This is a genomic window from Pseudomonas sp. NFR16 (assembly GCF_900108875.1).
Taxonomy (GTDB): Bacteria; Pseudomonadota; Gammaproteobacteria; order Pseudomonadales; family Pseudomonadaceae; genus Aquipseudomonas.
Map to the genome: position 1 here is coordinate 823,321 of NZ_FNYJ01000002.1, position 19,120 is coordinate 842,440.

The following is a 19,120-nucleotide window of genomic DNA, read 5'->3' on the forward strand; positions in this document are numbered from 1 at the left end:
CGTGGCAGGGTCCATAGCAATCGCGGGCAAGCGCGCGCCTACAGAAAATCGCGATCCACTGCAGGAGCGCGCTTGCCCGCGAAAAAGCCGGTATGGCCGACACCTATTCACTTGCCTCACCGCCCAAGCATGGTCAATGACGCCGGCGTCTTCGGCGCGACGGTCTTGTCGGCGGACGGCGAATCATTGCCCGCCATCAGGCCACCGCCCAGCGCGACCACCAGTTCGGCATGCACGGTAAGACGCGCAGCCTGCACCTGCTGTTGCACCTGTTGCTGATGAAACAGCAACGTCTGGGCATTGAGCACATTGAGGTAATCGGTCAGACCGCGTTGATAAGCGACCATCGCGATATCGTAGGTTTTCTGCGCAGCCGCCACCGACTGGTCGGCGAACACCAGTTGCTTGTTCATCGACTCGCGGCGGATCAACTGATCGGAAATGCTCTTGAGCGCCGTCACCAGGGTCTGGTTGTACTGCGCCACAGCGGTGTCATAGCCGGCCGACGCCACGCCCAGTTCGGAGCGCAGACGGCCGCCGTCGAAGATCGGCAGGCTGATCGCCGGCCCGAAGCTGTAGTTGAATTTCTTGCCGGTGAGAAACTCCAGCATGCCGCCGCCGGTGGCCATGTAACCCAGGCTGCCCATCAGGTCGACGTTAGGATAAAACCCGGCATGCGCGACATCGATGCCCCGCGCCTGAGCCGCCACCCGCCAGCGACTGGCAACGACATCTGGACGCTGACCAAGCAATTGGGCCGGCAACGCCGACGGCAGCTTCAGCGCGGCATTGAGCGACAAGGTCGGGCGCTTGAGGCTCGCACCCTCGCCCGGCCCCTTGCCCGCCAGTGCGGCGATCTGATTGCGACTCAGGGCGATCGCCTCGTCCAGCGAATCGATCTGCCGATGGGTTTCAGGCAGCGGCGTCTCGGCCTGACTGACCTCGAAATGCGTGCCGATGCCGCCCTTCAGACGCCGTTGCGCCAGGTCGAGAATCTGCTGTTGCTGAGCCAGCGTCGCCTCGGCGATGTCACGCTGAGCGTAATTGAGCGACAGCTGAATGTAGGCGCGCACGATGTTGTCTTGCAGCTCGAGCTGCGCCTGACGCTCTTCGGCGGCGCTCATGTGCGCCATGTCCAGCGCCTGTTCGGTGTTGTTGCTTTCCCGGCCCCAGAGGTCGAGCGAGTAACTCAGCCCGATGGACGCATTGTTGTCCCACGTGCTGGTGTTCGACAGCTCGCCCGGCCCGTAAAACTGGTCGGTCGGCCAGTTGTGACGTTTGAGCGTGCTGTCGCCATTGATGTGCAGCGATTCGGCAGATTCGGCAATACCGGCCATGGCCTTGGCCTGACGCACTCGCGCGGCGGCAATGGCCAGCGTCGGGCTGCCCAGCGCGGCCAGTTCGATCCAGTGATTGAGCTGATCATCGCCATACGCCCGCCACCATTGACCGTCGGGCCAGTGAGCGTCTTTGGCAGCTTCTTTGATCGCGTCGTCGGTCGCCAACTCGTTCGCCGGCAATGAAGTGCCCTTTGGGGCGATTCCGCCAGTGCCGATGCAGCCGCTGATGAGTAACGTTAAAGCCCAGACACTGAGGGGCTTGAGCCCTCTGAGAATGCGACGCGGCACAGCTGCAATTACCCGAATGAAGAGGAGGAAGAATCGAGCCGAGATTCTAGGATGCGCCTCGAACGGCGATAAGCCGGGACTTCTGTGAATCTTTGTTACTGAACGGAAGATAATCCTTTGGTATGGCTGACATGGATCAGTTACTTCATGTCACAATTTGCTATCTCACCAGAGAACGGCCAATGGACACTCTGCAAAACATGCGCGCCTTCAGTTGCGTGGCACAGGCGGGCAGCTTTACCGCTGCTGCGGCTCAGCTGGACACCACCACCGCCAACGTTTCGCGCGCCGTCTCCAATCTCGAAGCTCACCTGCAAACCCGTCTCCTCAACCGCACCACGCGACGCATTGCCCTGACCGAAGCGGGCAAGCGTTACCTGCTGCGTTGCGAGCAGATTCTGGGATACGTCGAAGAAGCCGAAGCCGAAGCCAGCGACGCCCATGCGCGTCCGGCCGGACAGCTGAAGGTCCATTCGATGACAGGCGTCGGCCAGCATTACGTGATCGATGCCATTGCCCGCTATCGCCGGAATCATCCTGACGTGTCCTTCGACTTGACCATGACCAACCGCGTGCCGGACTTGCTCGAAGAGGGATACGACGTGTCCATCGTGCTGGCCAGCGAGTTGCCGGACTCAGGGTTCGTGTCGCAGCGCCTGGGCATTACCTACAGCATCGTCTGTGCGTCGCCCGCCTACGTCAAAGCGTTCGGCATGGCGCACAAGCCCGCGGACCTGCTCAATCACGCGTGCCTGCGTCTGGTCAGCCCGGTGTTTCCACTGGAAAAATGGGCGTTCGACGGCCCGGAAGGTCAGGAAACCGTGACCATCGCCAGCTCGCCGTTCCTTGTGAACTCGGCAGACGCCATGAAAGCGGCGATCAGCAGCGGCATGGGCATCGGGATTCTGCCGATCTACTCCGCCATCGAAGGTCTGCGCAACGGCTCGCTCGTTCGCGTGTTGCCGCAATACCGCTCGCACGAGCTGAATCTGTACGCGATCTACCCGTCACGTCAGTATCTGGATGCGAAGATCAAGACCTGGGTGGAATACCTGCGCGGGTCCCTGCCGGAAATCATGGCGGCGCATGAGGCAGATTTGCAGACTCATGTATTGCCGGAGGTGGGCTAAGCCCTGACACGCATCCACTTGCCGAAGGCGGTGTGAAGCCTGATACGCACCCGAATTTAGGAGCGTGGCTTGTCCCGCGAACGGCGACGAAGTCGTCGTAACCCCTGACGCCTCGGTATTTCAGGTGTATCGCGGCCGCTGATTTCACGGCTGCCGCGCAGCCGGTCGCGGGACAAGCCACGCTCCTACACGCTTTGGGTATCTTTCTCACCAATCTCGCCAATCCAACAACAAGAATGTTAGCGTGCTACGCACTTCCCATCTGAACTGCACGAGAGAAGCTATCCGATGAAAAAGACTGTCCTTGCCTTCAGCCGCGTGTCCCCGGAAATGGCCGAGCGCTTGCAGCAAGACTTCAACGTGATCATTCCGGACCCGAAAAAGGGGGATCTGAACGAGCAGTTCAACGAAGCCCTGCCACACAGCCACGGCATGATCGGCGCCGGTCGCAAGCTGGGGCGTGAACAGTTGGAAAGTGCCCGTCAGCTGGAAGTTGTGTCGAGCATTTCCGTTGGCTATGACAACTACGACGTTTCCTACCTCACCGAACGCGGAATCATGCTCACCAACACCCCGGACGTGTTGACCGAAAGCACCGCGGACCTGGGCTTCTCGCTGATCATGAGCAGCGCTCGTCGCGTGGCCGAACTGGACGCCTACACCAAGGCCGGAAAGTGGACCCGCAGCATCGAAGCGCCGCATTTCGGCACTGATGTTTACGGGAAGACATTGGGGATCGTCGGCATGGGCAACATCGGCGCTGCCGTCGCTCGTCGCGGTCGTCTGGGTTTCAACATGCCCATCCTGTACAGCGGCAACAGCCGTAAAACGGCGATTGAGCAGGAGCTGGGCGCGCAATTCCGTACGCTGGATCAACTGCTGGCCGAGTCGGATTTCGTCTGCCTGGTCGTGCCGCTGAGCGAGAAGACCAAGCACTTGATCAGTACGCGCGAGCTGTCGCTGATGAAAAAGAGCGCCATTCTGGTGAACATCGCCCGCGGGCCGATCGTCGACGAGCCCGCGCTGATCGAGGCACTGAAGAACGGCACCATTCGCGGTGCGGGCCTGGATGTCTACGAAAAGGAACCGCTGGCCGAATCGCCGCTGTTCCATCTGAGCAACGCGGTGACGCTGCCCCACATCGGCTCAGCCACTGACGAAACCCGTCAGGCCATGGCCGACCGCGCCTACGCCAACCTGCGTGCGGCCTTGCTCGGTGAGAAGCCACAGGATCTGGTGAACGCACAGGTGTGGAAAGGCTGAAGATCAAGCGCCTGACCGGATGCTTTCCCGGCTAAAGCCGGTCCTACGAAAAGCTTGCAGTGTCTGTAGGACCGGCTTCAGCCGGTCCTCCGAAAAGCTTGCAACGTCTGTAGGACCGGCTTCAGTTGGTCCTCCGAAAAGCTTGCAACGTCTGTAGGACCGGCTTTAGCCGGGAAGAGGCCGGTGCATGTTGGGAAGGCAGAAATCAGACTCGTCCCATGGCGGCCCCGAGCACGTGTGCACAGCCGGAACGTCAGGCAAATGGCGAGTCCCTGGAGCGGTAGCTTGCTCGCGATGAGGACAATGACTGACGCGATTTTCAGGCCAGCTTCGCCGCCACGGGCACCGCGGGTTTCGGCTTCCTGAACACCAACACGTTGCCCATCATCACCAGGACCAGCCCTATCAACGCGGGTAACGTCCATTGGTAACCTTCGGCAAGCGCCGAGACGTTCAGTGCCACCACCGGAAACAGCACCGTGCAGTACGCCGCGCGCTCCGGCCCCATGCGTCCGACCAGCGTCAGATAAGCCGTGAATCCAATCACCGAACCCGGGATGACCAGATACAGCAGCGAGCCGACGTAACGCGTATTCCATTCAAAACTGAACGGCGTTCCGCTGAGCAGGCAGTAGAGGCACAGCATCGTTGCGCCATACAACATGCCGTAGGCATTGGTGGTCAGAGGCCGAAGACCGGCTTTCTGCTGCAGGCTTGAGAGCATGTTGCCTGCCGAGAAGCACAGCGTGCCGAGCAACGCCAGGCCAAGGCCGATCAACGTTTCGCGACTGGCACTGTGTCCCGACAGCTCGGGCCAGAACAGGCAGCCCAGGCCGAGCAGTCCCAGCGCTCCGCCGGTCAGCACGTTGCGTGCAATCTTCTGTTTGAAGAACACCCGCGCATTGAGCGCGTTCCATAGCGTCGATGTGGAAAACACCACGGCGACCAAACCGCTCGGTACCCACTGGCTGGCATGCAGGAAGCACATGAAGTTCACGCAGAACAGACACACCCCCTGGGCCAGGCAAATCAGTTGTCCACGCCGATTGACCCGCTGCAGCTTGCCGCTGATCAGCAGCATTGCGAACAGGATCAGCGCTGCCAGACCGAATCGGTAGACGATCGAGACGGGAATGGCCACCTCGCCCAATTGCATTTTCAGGGCGATCCAGGTGGTGCCCCAGATCAAAACGGTCAGCAGATACAGCGAGATGTTCATGACTGGCTCCCTCAATGAGATGCCAGTCTGAGCGCTCCGTCTGGTCGTCATTTGCATAATCTTGCGCATTTGATCGCCGGGAGGATGGCAGCGGCGCATGGGCGGAGTAGGATTCGGCACATGGACGATGCAGTTGACACCACGCTGTGCGGCCGGTGACGAAGTTGCCTGTGGGAGCGCGAAGGCTGACGCATGCCGATAGCGAGGTCGCGGCTTCACCCGAGCGTTCGTGAGCACGCTCTACCCCACAGGTTATTTTCCGCCGACCCGACACCGCCAACCTCTATTTCACGAGATGCCTATGTCGTCACTGGACACCATCCAAGTCTTCCAGTCCCTGAACAGCTCGCCCCATGCGCGGCTGGAGCAGAGCGCGTTTCTGGGCGATGGCGTAGTGGCGGCCTTGTGGAACAACCGGCATGACTCGCAGGATTATCACGCACCCAGCCATCACACGCTGTCCTGTTACATCGCCGGCGGCACGGGGACCTTTCGCCGCGATCAGCCCGATAAAAAGGGTTCCCCCGACAAAATCTGCACACTGCCGGCCGGGCATCAGTCGTCTTGGGTGGTGAACGGGGAGATTCGCCTGGCGCATTTGTATATCAGTCCCGAGCAGTTTTCCCTGAACTGCGTCACCCTGCTCGACCGAGAGCCGCGCGAGCTGGCGTTGCAGGAAAAGACCTTTCTGGCCGATCCGCAGCAGGCTGAGCGTTTTCACCGATTGATCGGCATGAACTGGAAGGAGCCAGGCGAACGCCTGCTCACCAGCAGCCTGGCGCATGAACTGCTCGACCACATGATCCTCAGCCAGGTGGGGCTGCGTGAAGGGCTTCGCCTGAAGGGCGGTCTCGCCCCACATTTGCGCCGTCAACTGGTGGAGTTCATCGAGCTGAACCTCGCAGAACCGCTGAGCCTGGGTCAGTTGGCGGGCACGTGCTCGCTGTCGGAATACCATTTCGCACGGATGTTCCGCGAGAGCTTTGGCCTGCCGCCTCATCAATATCTGCTTGCCCGCCGAATCAGCCGCGCCCGCGACCTGCTGCGCAGCACGCGCATGGCGTTTGGCGAAATTGCAGTGGAATGCGGATTCGCCAGCGCCAGTCATTTCAGCAACAGGTTCAAACAGGCGATGGGCGCCACGGCCGGTGAATACCGGATGGCGTTCCAGTCCTGATCCAAACCCGAGAAGACCTGAGCTTGCGCCCTGGGTGATGCATTGCTTTTGGCTGATCAAATACTCGCCAATGCGCCGGATTCTGTGGGAGTGCTTGCTCGCCAACACCCGAGAATCTGTGGATACGCCCCCTTCGATCAACAGCGTAACGCCCGACGCCTTCCCGGCTAAAGCCGGTCCTACGAAAAACTTGCAGCGCCTATAGGACCGCCTTCAGCCGGGAAGAGGCCGGTGCATGCGCCCCTGTAGGACCGGCTTTAGCCGGGCAAAGGCCAGTGCAGGCTGCCCCTGTAGGACCGGCTTTAGCCGGGAAAAGGCCAGTGCAGGTGGCCCCTGTAGGACCGGCCTCAGCCGGGAAAAGGCCAGTGCATGCTGCCCCTGTAGGACCGGCTTTAGCCGGGCAAAGGCCAGTGCAGGCTGCCCCTGTAGGACCGGCTTTAGCCGGGAAAAGGCCAGTGCAGGTGGCCCCTGTAGGACCGGCCTCAGCCGGGAAAAGGCCAGTGCATGCTGCCCCTGTAGGACCGGCTTTAGCCGGGCAAAGGCCAGTGCAGGCTGCCCCTGTAGGACCGGCTTGAACCGGGAAGAGGCCGGTGCATGCGCCCCTGTAGGACCGGCTTTAGCCGGGAAAAGGCCGGTGCATGCTGCCCATGTAGGACCGGCTTTAGCCGGGCAAAGGCCAGTGCAGGCTGCCCCTGTAGGACCGGCTTGAACCGGGAAGAGGCCGGTGCATGCGCCCCTGTAGGACCGGCTTGAACCGGGAAAAGGCCGGTGCAGGCTGCCCCTGTAGGACCGGCTTTAGCCGGGAAGAGGCCAGTGCCGGCTGTGGCGATGCAGCAGCCCGGAGCCACTTTTCGCGGGCAAGCGCGCTGCTGCGGTCATTCACTGTCCGCCCGCGCCAACACCCATCCTGTTGGAGCGAGCGTGCTCGCGAACTGCCGGGCACCGGCAGTACAACCGGCTGGCGCGTTATGTCAGGCAAACGGCGCTGTATTGCCGACTCAGAATTCCAGTGTGGTCGCGAGGATCACCTGACGGGCATCGCCCATCGAGACGAAGTAGCGGCTGACTGCCGAGCTGTAATAGGTGCGGTCGAAGAGGTTCTTCACATTGAGCTGCAACTTCACTTTCTGGCCGTCCAGCCTTGTTTCATAGGTCGCGAACGCGTCGGCAACGGCGTAGCCCGGCAAATTGAAATCGTTGTCCGGGTTGCCGGCGCGTTTGCTCACCCAGTGCGCCCCGGCACCAGCGCGCAATCGATCGGACCCCAGTACCTGACCGAAATCGTAAACCGCCGAAAGCGAGCCGCTGTGTCTCGGCACGTTCTGCAAGCGATTGCCCTTGAGCGTCGGATCGTCGACCACCCAGGCGTCAGTGAACGCGTAGCCGCCGATCAGGCTCCAGCGATCGGACAGCTCCCCGCTCACATCGAGCTCCATCCCCCGCGAATGCACTTCGCCCGCCGTGGTGTAGACCGTCTGGGTCGTCTGCGAGTCGAAATTGGCCACCAGCACATCGCGCTTGCGGATGTCGAACAGCGCCAGCGTTGCGCTCATGCGATTGTCCACATCCCATTTCGCGCCCAACTCCCACGACTTCGCTCGCTCCGGTGGCGTGTCCGAGCCCAGCACCGTGTTGTCTGCGAGCGTCGCAATGCTGGAGTTGGGTTTGAACGACTCGGTGTAGCTGCCATAAAGCGACAGCTCATCGTTGTAGCGATACACGAGGCCGGCCCGGGGAATCCATTTGTCACCGTTGAGGTCAGTGTTGCGGGTAAAGGGCGTGCCTTTGCCGGCCTGCTGATCGAACATTTCATAGCGCGCACCGGCCACGAAAATCCAGCGGTCGCTCAGGTGAACGGAATCCTGAAAGAACAGTGAGTCAGTGCGCAGGATGTCCTTCTGATTGCTGTCCGACGCGCTGACCTGCGTGCCCTCGACCTCCTGGCCATAGACCGGATCGGCGTAGCTGAACGTCGTGCGGCTTTTTTGGCGGATCAGTTCGCCGCGATATATCTTGCGGTATTCATCGTCGACGCCGAACAGCACCTCATGCTGCATGCCCGCCAGATCTGTCGTGCCGGCAAGGCTGAGGGTGGTGAAGCGATCGACGCTCAGGGCATTCCCTGTTCCATCCATCGAGCGCGTGAGTGTGCCGTCGACCGGACTCACCGCCGTGACGCGGACCTGGCTGGCATCGTACGTTTCGCGGTTGTAACTGAATCCCAGATGCGCTTTCCAGTTGTCGTCTAATCCTTGATCGACCTCGACCCGATACAGATCCGAGCGACCTTCCATGCTGTTGAACGGCTCATCAAGGCGGCGTCCGGCCGGAATATCCAGCGGTCGGCTGGTGCGCGGGTCAATGGCCGTGCCCCGATCGAAAGGCGACAGAAACTCTCGGTGCTCGTAGGCGGCCAACAGTTGCGTGTCGTCACCGTACCAGGCCAGCGAAGGCGCGATCAGCGTCTCGCGATGAACGCCGAAATTGCGCCAGTAATCTTCATCTTCATGATCGACGATCATCCGGTAGGCCAGGCCCTGCCCTTGCTCGTCAGCATCGCCCAAGGCGCCGGTACTGTCGAGCGTGCCGCCGCTGCCGTTCTTGCCCGATCCATAGCTGGAGCCCCGCGCCGTCAAGGCGGTATAGGGCTGCAACTGCGGGCGCTTGCTGACCACATTGATGACGCCGCCAGGATCCTGAATCCCGTACAGCACGGACGCCGGGCCCTTGAGCACTTCAATCCGCTCAGCCGTTGCGTTGAGGCTGCGCCCCTGCACCACGGGCATGCCGTCGCGCATGATCGAGCCATCGCGATTGTCGCCGAATCCGCGCTTCATCAGAGTGTCCTGAGTGCTGCCCAGCGTGTTGCCCTGGGTCACGCCGCTGACATTGTTCAGCGCGTCGTCGAGATTACGCGGCGCCTGATCGCTGAGCACTTGCGCCGGCACCACACTCACAGCCTGAGGGTTTTCCAACGGCGGCGTTGACGTGCGCATCACCGAGGTGCTGACGGGCGGCTGATAACTCGACGTCGCGTTACGCCGCGAATCGATCTGCGTCAGGCCGAGGGTGATCGCGCCATCGACGGCAACAGGTTCCAGGGTAAAGGTCGTGGGCGTCGCGCGCCGGAACGTCAGGCCGGACTTGCCCAACAGGATGCGCAACGCCTGCTCGGCACTGAACGATCCGCTGAGTGCTGGCGCTTCGATGCGGTAGGGCGTTTCCTGCGTATAGATGATGCCCTGCCCTGTCACTCGGCTGAAATCGCTGAGTGCCTGAGGCAAGGGCTTCGCGGCGATGGAAAACGTGTAGGCCGGCTCCGCCGCTTGAACGCATGCGCTCCCGACCGTCAGCATGGAAATGCCGAGCCAGACTTTCAAGTTGAAGCCCCTCCGAATGCACCACGAACCTGTGGTCGGCCACGATCACGTTCGCCGCCTGATGGCGGGCGAGCATGATTTGTCAGACGTCCCGACTGGACCGACCCTTGCTGATCAGCGGATCACGATCACCCGTCCCAACGCTTCGTACTGCTCGAAACCGATGACCGATTTCAGCGCGGCCAGCACGGCTTGCGGGTCTTTGCTGGGGAAACTGCCGCTGACTGTCTTCGCTGCCAGCTCATCGTTGAGCACGACGATGCGTCCCGGGTAATAGCGACTCAAATCATCGATGACATCGGCCAGCGGCGTGCGGTAGTAGTTGAGCCAGCCCTGACGCCACGCCAGCTGATTTTCACTGTCCACCGCTCGGGGCTCACTGGTGCGGGCAAGGTCATAATCGACCTGTTGACCGGCCGTGAGAATCTGCTGCGGCAACTGCGCGCCCGCTTTCACACCCACCCGCCCTGACAGCACCGTGACCTGAGCGCCCACCGGCTGCAGGCGCACTTCGAATTGCGTGCCGAGCACTCGGGTTTCACCCTGACCGCCCTCGACCACGAACGGCTCTCCGGTGTGCGTGACCTGAAAGAACGCCGCACCACGGCGCAGCTCGACATGCCGCTCCCCGTGGCTGAAATGCACGGCAATCGCGCTGTCGGCCTCCAGCGTCACCTGCGATTGATCCGCCAGCGTCACCGTGCGCACCTGACCGGGAGCAGACACGTAATCGGCGCCGAAATCATCGACCCATCGCTGCGGTTTCCAGCCCAGGCCAACGCCCACCATGAGCACCAGAGACGCCGCCATCGCCAAGGCTGCGCTCCAGCGCGGCAGCGTGCGTTCGCGCGGCGCATCATCCATGGCCTTGAGCAGCGCATCGAGCGCGACAGCGTCTTCAGCCGCCACACGAGCCGCCGGTTCTTCGCTCAATTCCCACAGCACCTGAGCCTGCGCGTAGGCCTCGGCATGGGCCGGATCAGCTTGCAGCCAGCGGCTGAAACGCGCCTGGTCGTCAGCCGTCGGCTCATCGTGCAGCAGACTCAGCCAGTTCAGCGCGGCAGCGTGTTGTTCAGGGGTCATCATCCGGATCGAATCCACAGGCGCTTTCATCAACGTGCGTCCTCGGACTTCGCACGAGCGGGAGCAGCCCGTCCGGCGTCCAGATCCAGGCTTGCCTTGCAGGCTTGCAAGGCGCGCATCATATGTTTTTCCACTGCACTTTGCGAAAGCCCCATGGCTTTAGCGATCTCGCCGTACTTGCGCCCGTGAATGCGATTGAGCAGGAAAATCTGCCGGGTCCTTTCGGGCAATCCGCGCAGCGCCGCTTCGATATGACGCAGGTCATTGCTGGCTTCCAGCGCTGCCTGCGGCTCGTCGGCGCGGGCCTCCTGTGCGTCCGGCATCAGCTCTTCGCTCAACCGCGCCCGCGTGCCTTCGTTGCGCAGATGGTCGATGGCGATGTTGCCTGCGCATCGCAGCAGATACGTGTTGAGTTCCTCGACCTGCACCAGCGGCCTGCGCCAGAACCGCACGAACAGGTCCTGTACCAGATCCGCCGCCGTCGCCCGGCAGCCGACACGCCGACTGACCAGCGCTTCCATCTGCGGGCGCTGGGACAAAAACACTTTGAGAAAATGCGCGCGTGCGGTCTTCGGCGCGTCCTGATCATTGTCAGGCGAGGCCGGATCCGGATTCGGCGGGGTAAGGTCGATCATGATGGACTCAGGCCAGCAGTTGGATGAAGGCAACGATCGGGCTGACAAACGCCACGATCCCCGCCAGCCACAAGGCCTGCCTTGGCCAGTAGGACATCAGGAAAACCAGTGAAACCGCGCTGCCCATCAGCGCGGCGAACCAATGCACCAGAGCAAAGCCCGTGCTCTGCAGCCCCAGCGCCACGATGAGAGACACCCACAACGCGCATCCGCCGAGCACTTTGAGCGACCTGCCGCGCGCGGTCGACAGCGTACCGCCTGCCAGGTCGGCGTAATGGCGCGGCATGGAAAGGGACAAGGCCGCAAAGCCGACATAACAGAGCAGCGTCACCAGCACCATCAGTGCGGCTCCTGCACGATGGGTGTGCGGTTCGCGAGGACGCGATCACCCGGTGCGTCGGGCGATAACGGCTCGCCGGTGGAGGGCGCCGGGCCGGGCCGGACAGCGAGCGCGGCCTTGCCGTCCCCTCGAAACCTGAGGGCGCCCCATGCCATGAACAGTCCGGTGGCCAGCGCTGTCAGGTCCACGCCCGGCAACACCCAACGGCCTTGCTCCAACGAGATCCGCAGATAGCTGCCGGCGGTCACCGCGTCCAGCACCGGCAGGCTGCAGAACAGCAGCGCCGCCAGGGTCAGTTGTTCGCGCCATGCCGTCCGGCCGTCGCGCAAAAAGACGCGCGCCAGGGCGTGCAGCAACGCCAGTCCCCAGACGCAGAAGAACGTTTTCACTTCCCAGTCGCTGCGCCCGGCAAGCCACACCGGCAATAGCCGGTTCGCCCAGAAGAAACTCACGATCGCCAGCATCAGGCCGGACATACTGGCGATGTTGAGCATCTCGACCAATCGCAGTTCGAACGGGATAACATCAGACCTTGCGTGTTTGAGCCGCCGTTTGCCCAGCCAGATCACCAGCCCGGTGCCGATCATCGCTGTGCCGCCGATGCCACAGAGGAAATACAGCCAGCGCAAAAACGGTCCGGCAAAGTGCCCCATGTGCAGCCCGTAAAGCCCGCCCGCCAGCAACAGCGAAGCAGCGCTCATGCGGGTCTCATTATTCAATTCGCCGGTCACGCCGTCGAAGGTCAATGCTGTTCCCGGCTGATGCGCAATGTGATCAGCGCCACTGGCCGTGAGGGTCACCGATGCGCCGGCGTCCCCCGGATTGTTCACGGTCACCAGCCCCACCTGCTGGTTTGGCCACTTTTCGCGTGCGACTTCGAGCATCGGGCTCAGCGGTGCGAGCGTGGCCTGAGTCCCCGCTGCAGGCGCGGATCGGAAAGCCGGAAACAGATCGTTGAAGAACGTCTGAGTGTCCTTGCCGTAGGTCGTGAGAATACTCAGCGGCATGATCATGGTCATGAAGATGACCAGACTGCTGTAGGTGATCATCAGGTGAAAAGGCAGCACCAGCACCGCAACCGCATTATGACCGTCAAGCCAGGTGCGCTGACCTTTGCGGGGCCGAAACGTGAAGAACTCCTTGAAGATTTTCTTGTGGGTGATGATCCCGCTGACCAAGGCGACGAACATCACCATCGCCGCCAGCGAGGCCAGCCAGCGCCCCCACGGATAGGGCATTTGCAGCTGGAAGTGGAAGCGATAGAAAAACTCGCCGCCGCTGCTTTCGCGCGCCTGCACCGGCACGCCGCTCAGCGCATCGAGCGACTTGCGCTCGAACCGGCCCTTGGCGTTGGTCCAGCTCACGGCGAGTTCCGGCGTGCGCTTGTCCGGCAGATTGATGAACCAGCGACGCGCATCGCCGGCATTCTGTTGCAGCCATTGCTGCGCTCGATCGACGCTGGCGGCAGCGGAAACCTGATGAGGCACGATTTCAGGCTGCGTCCACTGGGTGATTTCCTCTTTGAAATACGACAGCGTGCCGGTCAGGAAAATGGCGAAGAGCAACCAGCCGAACGTCAGTCCCGCCCAAGTGTGCAGCCAGGCCATTGCCTGCCGGAAGCCTTCCTTCACAACAGCCACCTTGAGACCGCGTACAGCGCTGCCAGCGCGGCGCTCGGCAACAGCAGGCCAAACCATGCTCGCCAGGCAGAGCGGCACGCAAAGCACCAGAGCACGGCGGGCAGATAAACCAGGAAAGACACGGTCATTGCCAGCACCACGGCTTCAGCGCGAACCAGCGGAAGAAACCGCGCCAGACAGATACTCGCCAGCGCGGTCAGCAGGTAGCCACCCATCAACGCTGCGACAACGCGAGACGCCACCGACATTCGCCAGCGCACCGACACGCCGGCCCGCGACCGCTTGCGTGCGCGTGCGTCTGCGGTAGGCGCGCCTGCCTGCCCGGCACTCATCGACAAGCGCCTGCCACGAAACAGTCACTGCGCAACGGCATCGGCCAGCGCGAAGCGCAAACAAGACGAAAGAAGGTCATGATCATCGGACATCGGGAAAAGAACGCAATATTAATGATAAATATTCTCATACGCAAAAGACTCTGCGACACCCGTCCCGTTCAGCAGCCATCAACCCATCCAAACGAGTGGACCGGAGATGCAAGACACTCGTCGATACAAACAGGCAAGTTGCTACACCTATCTGACGCGATAGTTGGCAATCTCCGCCAATAAACGTTGAATCCGTGGTTAAAAGTCGAAAACGGATTGGTGCCTGGTCAGCAGCCAGGTTCAGGGAAATCGCAGGATGGATGCCCCCGATCCTGAGCACCGCGAAAGCAGCCTCTACACAGCGGCCAGCTCCGCGCGACATCTGAAAAGTCGTTTTTGCAATGAAATATTTCTTTCGTTTGGGGGGTTGAATTGTTCATCCACAGGCGCCAACACTGTGAGTGAGGGCAGACGAAAATCCACCTTCGTCGAGACTCTCCCGAGCAAGCCAAAGTAAGGGAAGAACTATGCAAATCCAGGTCAACAGCGATAACCACATCGAAAGCAGCATCCGACTGGAGGAGTGGGTACGAACCACCGTTGAAAGCACGCTCGACCGCTACGATGAAGATCTCACTCGCGTTGAAGTTCACATCCGCGATGAGAACGGCGACAAGCCCGGCCCCCACGACATTCGCTGTCAGATGGAGGCCCGGCCCAAAGGACACCAACCTATTTCCGTGACCCACAAGGCCGATTCGCTGGATCAGGCCGTGGACGGCGCAGCAGTGAAACTCGATCACGCGCTGGAGCATCTGTTCGGCAAATTACGCAGCAAACGAGGCGGTGCTTCCACAGGCGCTGCGCGCAACGAAGAGTCGGATAACCCAGACGCCTTGCTGCAGGAAGAATTTCTGGAGAAAGACGAGGCATTGCACGGTTGACCGAATCGTCCGTCCATCGACGGACGATCAGGTATCAAACTGAAAAGGCGGACCTGTGAAAGCAGGTCCGCTTTTTTATTACAAAAAAGATAACCAGTCGAATTCGGCGATCGCGCACACAAAACAGGCGCACCGTGCATAAATGGTGCTTGAAAAGTTATCAGCAGGCATTGGGCTATTACTTGATCATTAATTAAAAGCGACAGCCCGATGCCCACTGTCGACGCTGAATGGGTTCATTACGCGTGCCTTGCGCCGTTTCAAGTAACTGGCCCAAACCATGCAAGCTTCGTATCGTCGAGCTTACACATCACTGCAACCCTTGCCCTATGGGCTCGACGGGCAGCTCACTCGCTCAAACCGAGGGCGCTTCAGCGGATTACTTCTGGAAAAAACCGTTACTCCAGCGATAACGGCCAAGGCAGGAATTTTCTACCGTTGATCGGCTTCGAGAACTAAAGGGACAGCCCCCCAGTCAATTTATGCAGATCGATAAACAGGTAACAGGCCATGGACAATCCGTTTCAACAGATCACTGATGCATTCCACCCGGAATACCGGGTCAATCTGAGTATCCAAGGCCTCGACGGCACCATCATGCTGACGCTCTCGAATGAGTCCGGTGTGGTCGCCAAACGCTTGATCAGCGCCGAACAACGAAATTCCCCCAAGCGTCTACGCCGCTTGATCGAGAGCGTGCAGTTCGGCATCGCGATCGAACAGGGCCACAGCGCGATCAAGATCCTGGCTGCCATGACCGACGGCGACCTCAAGCAACTGGCGCCGCCGCCGTCACGCAATCATTTCCTCAACCGCCCTCAGTTGAATGCGGGTATCTGATCCGGGTCTCACCAGCATGATGCGAATCTGACGGAGGCGGTCTTCATGCCCCGCCTCCTGCTTCGCAGACTTCAGACCGCTGTCCGCCGTGACGGCATCATATCTCGCCCTTTTCCTCGATCACCGCACCTTTGGTCTTGCCATGTGGGTCCGGCACTTTCACCGACGGAAATTGCGACGACGCATAGCGCACCACCAGAATCGCAAACGCCAGCAGCAGGATTGCCCCGCTCAGGTACACGACGCCCAGATCCGGCGGCGCATGGTGCGACACATCAGAAATCAACAGCCGAGTCAGCGCCGTGATCGCGACATAGATCAGGAAGCGGACGGGCATGTGGTTGGTCTTGAAATAGATCCCCACCATCGCACCCAATTCCAGGTAGATGAACAGCAGCAGGATGTCATCGACTGTGATGTGGCCTTTTTCCAGCATCCCCAGAAATGCCATGACCGCCGCCCAGGCAGTCACTGCCCCGATGGCGAACAACGCCAGATAATGGAAGGTCTCGACGAACAGATTGCCCAGTGACTCGGCGCAGCTGTGTACGTGCTGACGGAGAGATTCGGCCCAGTTGATTTTCACGATGAACTTCCTTGAGTGATCCGGAACGGATGATGCCGCGCGTGCGTGACGCGTAGATTGCCAAGCATTAAAGAGGCCATCGGCTATGGTTGAGAACGTGACCGGATGTCGCAAGGCACATCGATGGACCGGAAATTACGTATGAATTGCCACTACCCAAGCCGCGTCGATTGCCTTATGCTGCACACTGTATAAAAACACAGTATCCGAGACAGGCCGAATTCGTGAGGGCACAGGTCCGTAGCGGAGCCTGAGAGCCTTTCGCGATGTGCCAAACCCGCCTGGCACGCCATACAAGGGCTTGATGGCAGCGGTTGCGCTGTACCTGTTGGCCAGCATGAAGCGCCGAGCACATGCTTCCTTTTACAACACTGGACAAACGACGAGGCCAAAATGGCTGTTGAAACCCTTTACCGCAGTACCCGCGATTTGGAGACTACGTTCGTGGACCGCAAACTCGCTGATGCCCATGATCAAATGCTGGAGCTTGCAGAGCTGCTGACCGACGTTCTGATGAAGAACGTGCCGGGGCTTTCTGAGAAGCATGCGGAAGATGCGAGCATCTATATGGCGAAAAACCGAGCGATTTTTGCAGCGGCATTCAAGAACAATGCGAGCGCTTTGAGCGAGCTGGGTGAAGCGCCGGCAACCGAAGCAAGTGAAGACTGACGGGAAAACAGGCGCCAGCCATTTCCTCGGTCATCCGGTCAGCCGGCACTGGCGGATCTACGCCGCCCAGTGCCGACGCGCCGCTCTGTCGAGTTTTACTCCGGTTGTTCCAGCGCTTCGACCAGCGCCTTGAAGAATCGCGCCGCTTCACCGCCGGTCACCGCGCGATGATCGAAGGTCAATGACAACGGCAGCACCGGATGCACGACAACCTGCCCTTGCACGGCCACCGGTTCCTCACGAATCCCGCCAGCGCCAATGATCGCCACTTGCGGCGGCACTACGACCGGGTTCGCGTAGCGTCCAAACAACGTGCCGAAGTTCGACAGCGTGATGGTCGCCCCCATCATCTCTTTCGCAGGAATCGAACGAGCCTTGACGTCTGCTCGCAGTCTACTCATGCCCTCCTTCAGATCCGCCGGCTGACGATTACCGACATCGCGCAACACCGGCACGAACAAGCCATCGGGCGTGTCCACGGCGATACCCAGATCAAGGTTGTCGTGGTGTTTGATCGACAGCGACTTGCCGTCGAACCAACTGTTTAATACCGGCTCAACCTTGCAGGCCGCCGCCATCGCCTTGCCAATGCGGATCAATGGATCACGCGCCGAGCCCCAGCGATGCAGATCGGCATCGCCGAAGATCGTGACCGGCACGACCTGCGCGTGGGATCTGGCCATGTTCAGCGCCATGCTGCGACGCACGCCACGCAGCTTTTCGCCGCCGAATTTGTCCCGCTCCGCCTGCGAAGCACTTTCGACATCCGCGCGGGTAATCAGCCCATCGCTGCCCGACCCGCTCAATGCGGCAAGGTCCACGCCCAGTTGCCGCGCCAGCTGGCGAACGGCAGGCGTCGCGCGGGTGGACATGTGCTCACGGGTAGAGGGCGCAGCGCCTACGTAAAACGCGTCTTCATGACTGTTGCCACCGCCTTCCAGCCGCCCGACCACCGTGCCCGCATCACCTTCGCCCTCGAAAGCCATCAACGGCTCACCGACATGAAGGATATCGCCATCACCGCCGTACACTTTTGCCACGACACCGTCATATGGCGCGGGAATATCGACTATGGCCTTGGCCGTTTCCACGGAAACCACCAATTGATCGGCTTTGACGGTGTCTCCTGCCTTGACGTGCCATTCGACGATTTCCGCTTCCTGAAGACCTTCGCCCAGATCGGGCAATTTGAAATATTTCATCGCAAGCCTCCTGGGCTGTCAGGCGAAGTTCAGCGCGCTGTCGCATGCCATGAGAATGTCCTCGACGCTGGGGATATACAGCTGCTCCAGGCGATACAACGGCGGCGGAATGTCAGGCGCGGTGACCCGTTGAATTGGCGCTTGCAGGTCGAGAAATACCCGCTCGTAGAGCCCTGCTGCGATGTCTGCGCCCAGCCCGCCGGAGCGCGACGCTTCGTGGACGATCACGCAGCGCCCGGTTTTCCGCACCGACGCTTCGAGTGTGTCCAGATCCAGCGGCTTCACGCATGCCACATCGATCACCTCGGCGCCGATGCCTTGCTCAGCCAAGGCGCTGGCGGCCTGCAGGGTTTCATGGACGCTTGCGCCCCAACTGATCAACGTGATGTCGCCGCCTTCCCGCAGGGTGAAGCACGTGTCCAGTGGCAGGCGTTTACCGTCGTCGACCAGCGTTTGCGGGTTCATGCGGTAGAGCCTTGTCGGCTCCAGGAAAATCACCGGGTCAGGATCGTCGATGGCCGCCAGCAGCAGGCCGTAGGCTCGTGCCGGAGAGGACGGAATGACCACCCGCAAGCCCGGCACATGGGCGAACATCGCTTCGGTACTTTCGCTGTGATGTTCGGGCGCGCGAATGCCCGCACCCATGGGCGAGCGCATCACCATCGGGCAATTGAGTCGACCGCGCGTGCGATTGCGCATGCGCGCGGCGTGGGACACAAGATGCTCCATGGCAGCATAGATAAACCCCATGAATTGGATCTCGACCACCGGTTTGAGCCCTTGTGCCGACATGCCGACCGCCAATCCGCCCAGCATGGTTTCAGCGAGCGGTGAATCGATCACGCGCTTGAATCCGAAGCGCTCGCGCAGCCCCTGCGTGGCACGGAACACGCCGCCGTTGACTCCGACATCCTCGCCGAGCACGACAACGTTCTCGTCCTCATCCATGGCACGATGCATCGCCAGGTTCACGGCTTCCAGCAGGCTCAGTTTTTTGTCCGCGGGCTTTTGCTGCATCG

At 60.9% G+C, this 19,120-nt stretch carries 17 protein-coding genes; 6 read left to right on the forward strand and 11 right to left on the reverse strand.

Annotated elements, in window-relative coordinates:
• Positions 1–116: 116 nt before the first annotated feature.
• Positions 117–1,628: an efflux transporter outer membrane subunit gene (locus BMZ10_RS12425; protein ID WP_093462150.1), complete on the reverse strand. Its 1,512-nt coding sequence runs from the start codon at positions 1,626–1,628 to the stop codon at positions 117–119.
• Positions 1,629–1,810: 182 nt separating this feature from the next.
• Here BMZ10_RS12425 and BMZ10_RS12430 point away from each other — a divergent pair, with 182 nt between their 5' ends.
• Both BMZ10_RS12430 and BMZ10_RS12435 read left to right on the forward strand, forming a co-directional pair.
• Positions 1,811–2,758 (forward strand): LysR family transcriptional regulator, encoded by a 948-nt coding sequence (locus BMZ10_RS12430; protein WP_093462153.1) that lies wholly within the window; start codon positions 1,811–1,813, stop codon positions 2,756–2,758.
• A 288-nt stretch (positions 2,759–3,046) separates the two neighbouring features.
• Positions 3,047–4,021: a 2-hydroxyacid dehydrogenase gene (locus BMZ10_RS12435; RefSeq protein WP_093462155.1), complete on the forward strand. Its 975-nt coding sequence runs from the start codon at positions 3,047–3,049 to the stop codon at positions 4,019–4,021.
• Between the two features lie 319 nt (positions 4,022–4,340).
• Here the strand turns inward: BMZ10_RS12435 and BMZ10_RS12440 are convergent, their stop codons facing one another.
• Positions 4,341–5,240, reverse strand: a complete 900-nt coding sequence (locus BMZ10_RS12440; protein ID WP_093462158.1) for a DMT family transporter — start codon at positions 5,238–5,240, stop codon at positions 4,341–4,343.
• A 301-nt stretch (positions 5,241–5,541) separates the two neighbouring features.
• Between BMZ10_RS12440 and BMZ10_RS12445 the strand changes: the two genes are divergently transcribed.
• Positions 5,542–6,417: a helix-turn-helix domain-containing protein gene (locus tag BMZ10_RS12445; protein WP_093462161.1), complete on the forward strand. Its 876-nt coding sequence runs from the start codon at positions 5,542–5,544 to the stop codon at positions 6,415–6,417.
• 998 nt (positions 6,418–7,415) lie between these two features.
• On the opposite strand, the gene BMZ10_RS12450 is transcribed toward BMZ10_RS12445, so the two are convergent.
• From BMZ10_RS12450 to BMZ10_RS12475, 6 genes are all read right to left on the reverse strand, one after another.
• Positions 7,416–9,773: a TonB-dependent siderophore receptor gene (locus tag BMZ10_RS12450; RefSeq protein ID WP_093462594.1), complete on the reverse strand. Its 2,358-nt coding sequence runs from the start codon at positions 9,771–9,773 to the stop codon at positions 7,416–7,418.
• 138 nt (positions 9,774–9,911) lie between these two features.
• Positions 9,912–10,910, reverse strand: coding sequence for a FecR family protein (locus BMZ10_RS12455; RefSeq protein ID WP_093462164.1), 999 nt, complete (start codon positions 10,908–10,910; stop codon positions 9,912–9,914).
• Positions 10,910–11,515 carry an RNA polymerase sigma factor gene (locus tag BMZ10_RS12460; RefSeq protein ID WP_093462167.1) on the reverse strand — a complete coding sequence of 202 codons (606 nt, stop codon included), beginning with the start codon at positions 11,513–11,515 and terminating at the stop codon, positions 10,910–10,912. The genes BMZ10_RS12455 and BMZ10_RS12460 overlap by 1 nt, the downstream gene beginning before the upstream one ends.
• A 7-nt stretch (positions 11,516–11,522) precedes the next feature.
• A complete protein-coding gene (locus tag BMZ10_RS12465) occupies positions 11,523–11,855 on the reverse strand; it encodes a DUF3325 domain-containing protein (protein ID WP_093462170.1) in 333 nt (110 codons plus the stop codon).
• A complete protein-coding gene (locus tag BMZ10_RS12470; RefSeq protein WP_093462173.1) occupies positions 11,855–13,486 on the reverse strand; it encodes a PepSY-associated TM helix domain-containing protein in 1,632 nt (543 codons plus the stop codon). The genes BMZ10_RS12465 and BMZ10_RS12470 overlap by 1 nt, the downstream gene beginning before the upstream one ends.
• A complete protein-coding gene (locus tag BMZ10_RS12475) occupies positions 13,483–13,827 on the reverse strand; it encodes a DUF3649 domain-containing protein (protein WP_093462176.1) in 345 nt (114 codons plus the stop codon). The genes BMZ10_RS12470 and BMZ10_RS12475 overlap by 4 nt, the downstream gene beginning before the upstream one ends.
• A 560-nt stretch (positions 13,828–14,387) precedes the next feature.
• Between BMZ10_RS12475 and BMZ10_RS12480 the strand changes: the two genes are divergently transcribed.
• Complete coding sequence (locus tag BMZ10_RS12480) at positions 14,388–14,804, forward strand: HPF/RaiA family ribosome-associated protein (protein WP_093462179.1); 417 nt, start codon at positions 14,388–14,390, stop codon at positions 14,802–14,804.
• A gap of 510 nt (positions 14,805–15,314) precedes the next feature.
• Positions 15,315–15,644, forward strand: a complete 330-nt coding sequence (locus BMZ10_RS12485; protein WP_093462182.1) for a DUF3509 domain-containing protein — start codon at positions 15,315–15,317, stop codon at positions 15,642–15,644.
• A gap of 97 nt (positions 15,645–15,741) precedes the next feature.
• Here the strand turns inward: BMZ10_RS12485 and BMZ10_RS12490 are convergent, their stop codons facing one another.
• On the reverse strand, positions 15,742–16,230 hold the full coding sequence (locus BMZ10_RS12490; RefSeq protein ID WP_081565590.1) for a phosphate-starvation-inducible protein PsiE: 489 nt from the start codon (positions 16,228–16,230) through the stop codon (positions 15,742–15,744).
• 393 nt (positions 16,231–16,623) lie between these two features.
• Between BMZ10_RS12490 and BMZ10_RS12495 the strand changes: the two genes are divergently transcribed.
• The gene (locus BMZ10_RS12495) at positions 16,624–16,899 is read left to right on the forward strand and encodes a YebG family protein (protein WP_093462185.1); all 276 of its coding nucleotides are present in this window, start codon (positions 16,624–16,626) and stop codon (positions 16,897–16,899) included.
• 95 nt (positions 16,900–16,994) lie between these two features.
• Here BMZ10_RS12495 and BMZ10_RS12500 read toward each other — a convergent pair whose 3' ends face one another.
• Both BMZ10_RS12500 and BMZ10_RS12505 read right to left on the reverse strand, forming a co-directional pair.
• Positions 16,995–18,101: a dihydrolipoamide acetyltransferase family protein gene (locus tag BMZ10_RS12500; RefSeq protein ID WP_093462188.1), complete on the reverse strand. Its 1,107-nt coding sequence runs from the start codon at positions 18,099–18,101 to the stop codon at positions 16,995–16,997.
• Between the two features lie 18 nt (positions 18,102–18,119).
• Entirely contained in the window at positions 18,120–19,118 is a 999-nt protein-coding gene (locus BMZ10_RS12505; protein ID WP_093462597.1) for an alpha-ketoacid dehydrogenase subunit beta, read from the reverse strand.
• Positions 19,119–19,120 lie beyond the last annotated feature (2 nt).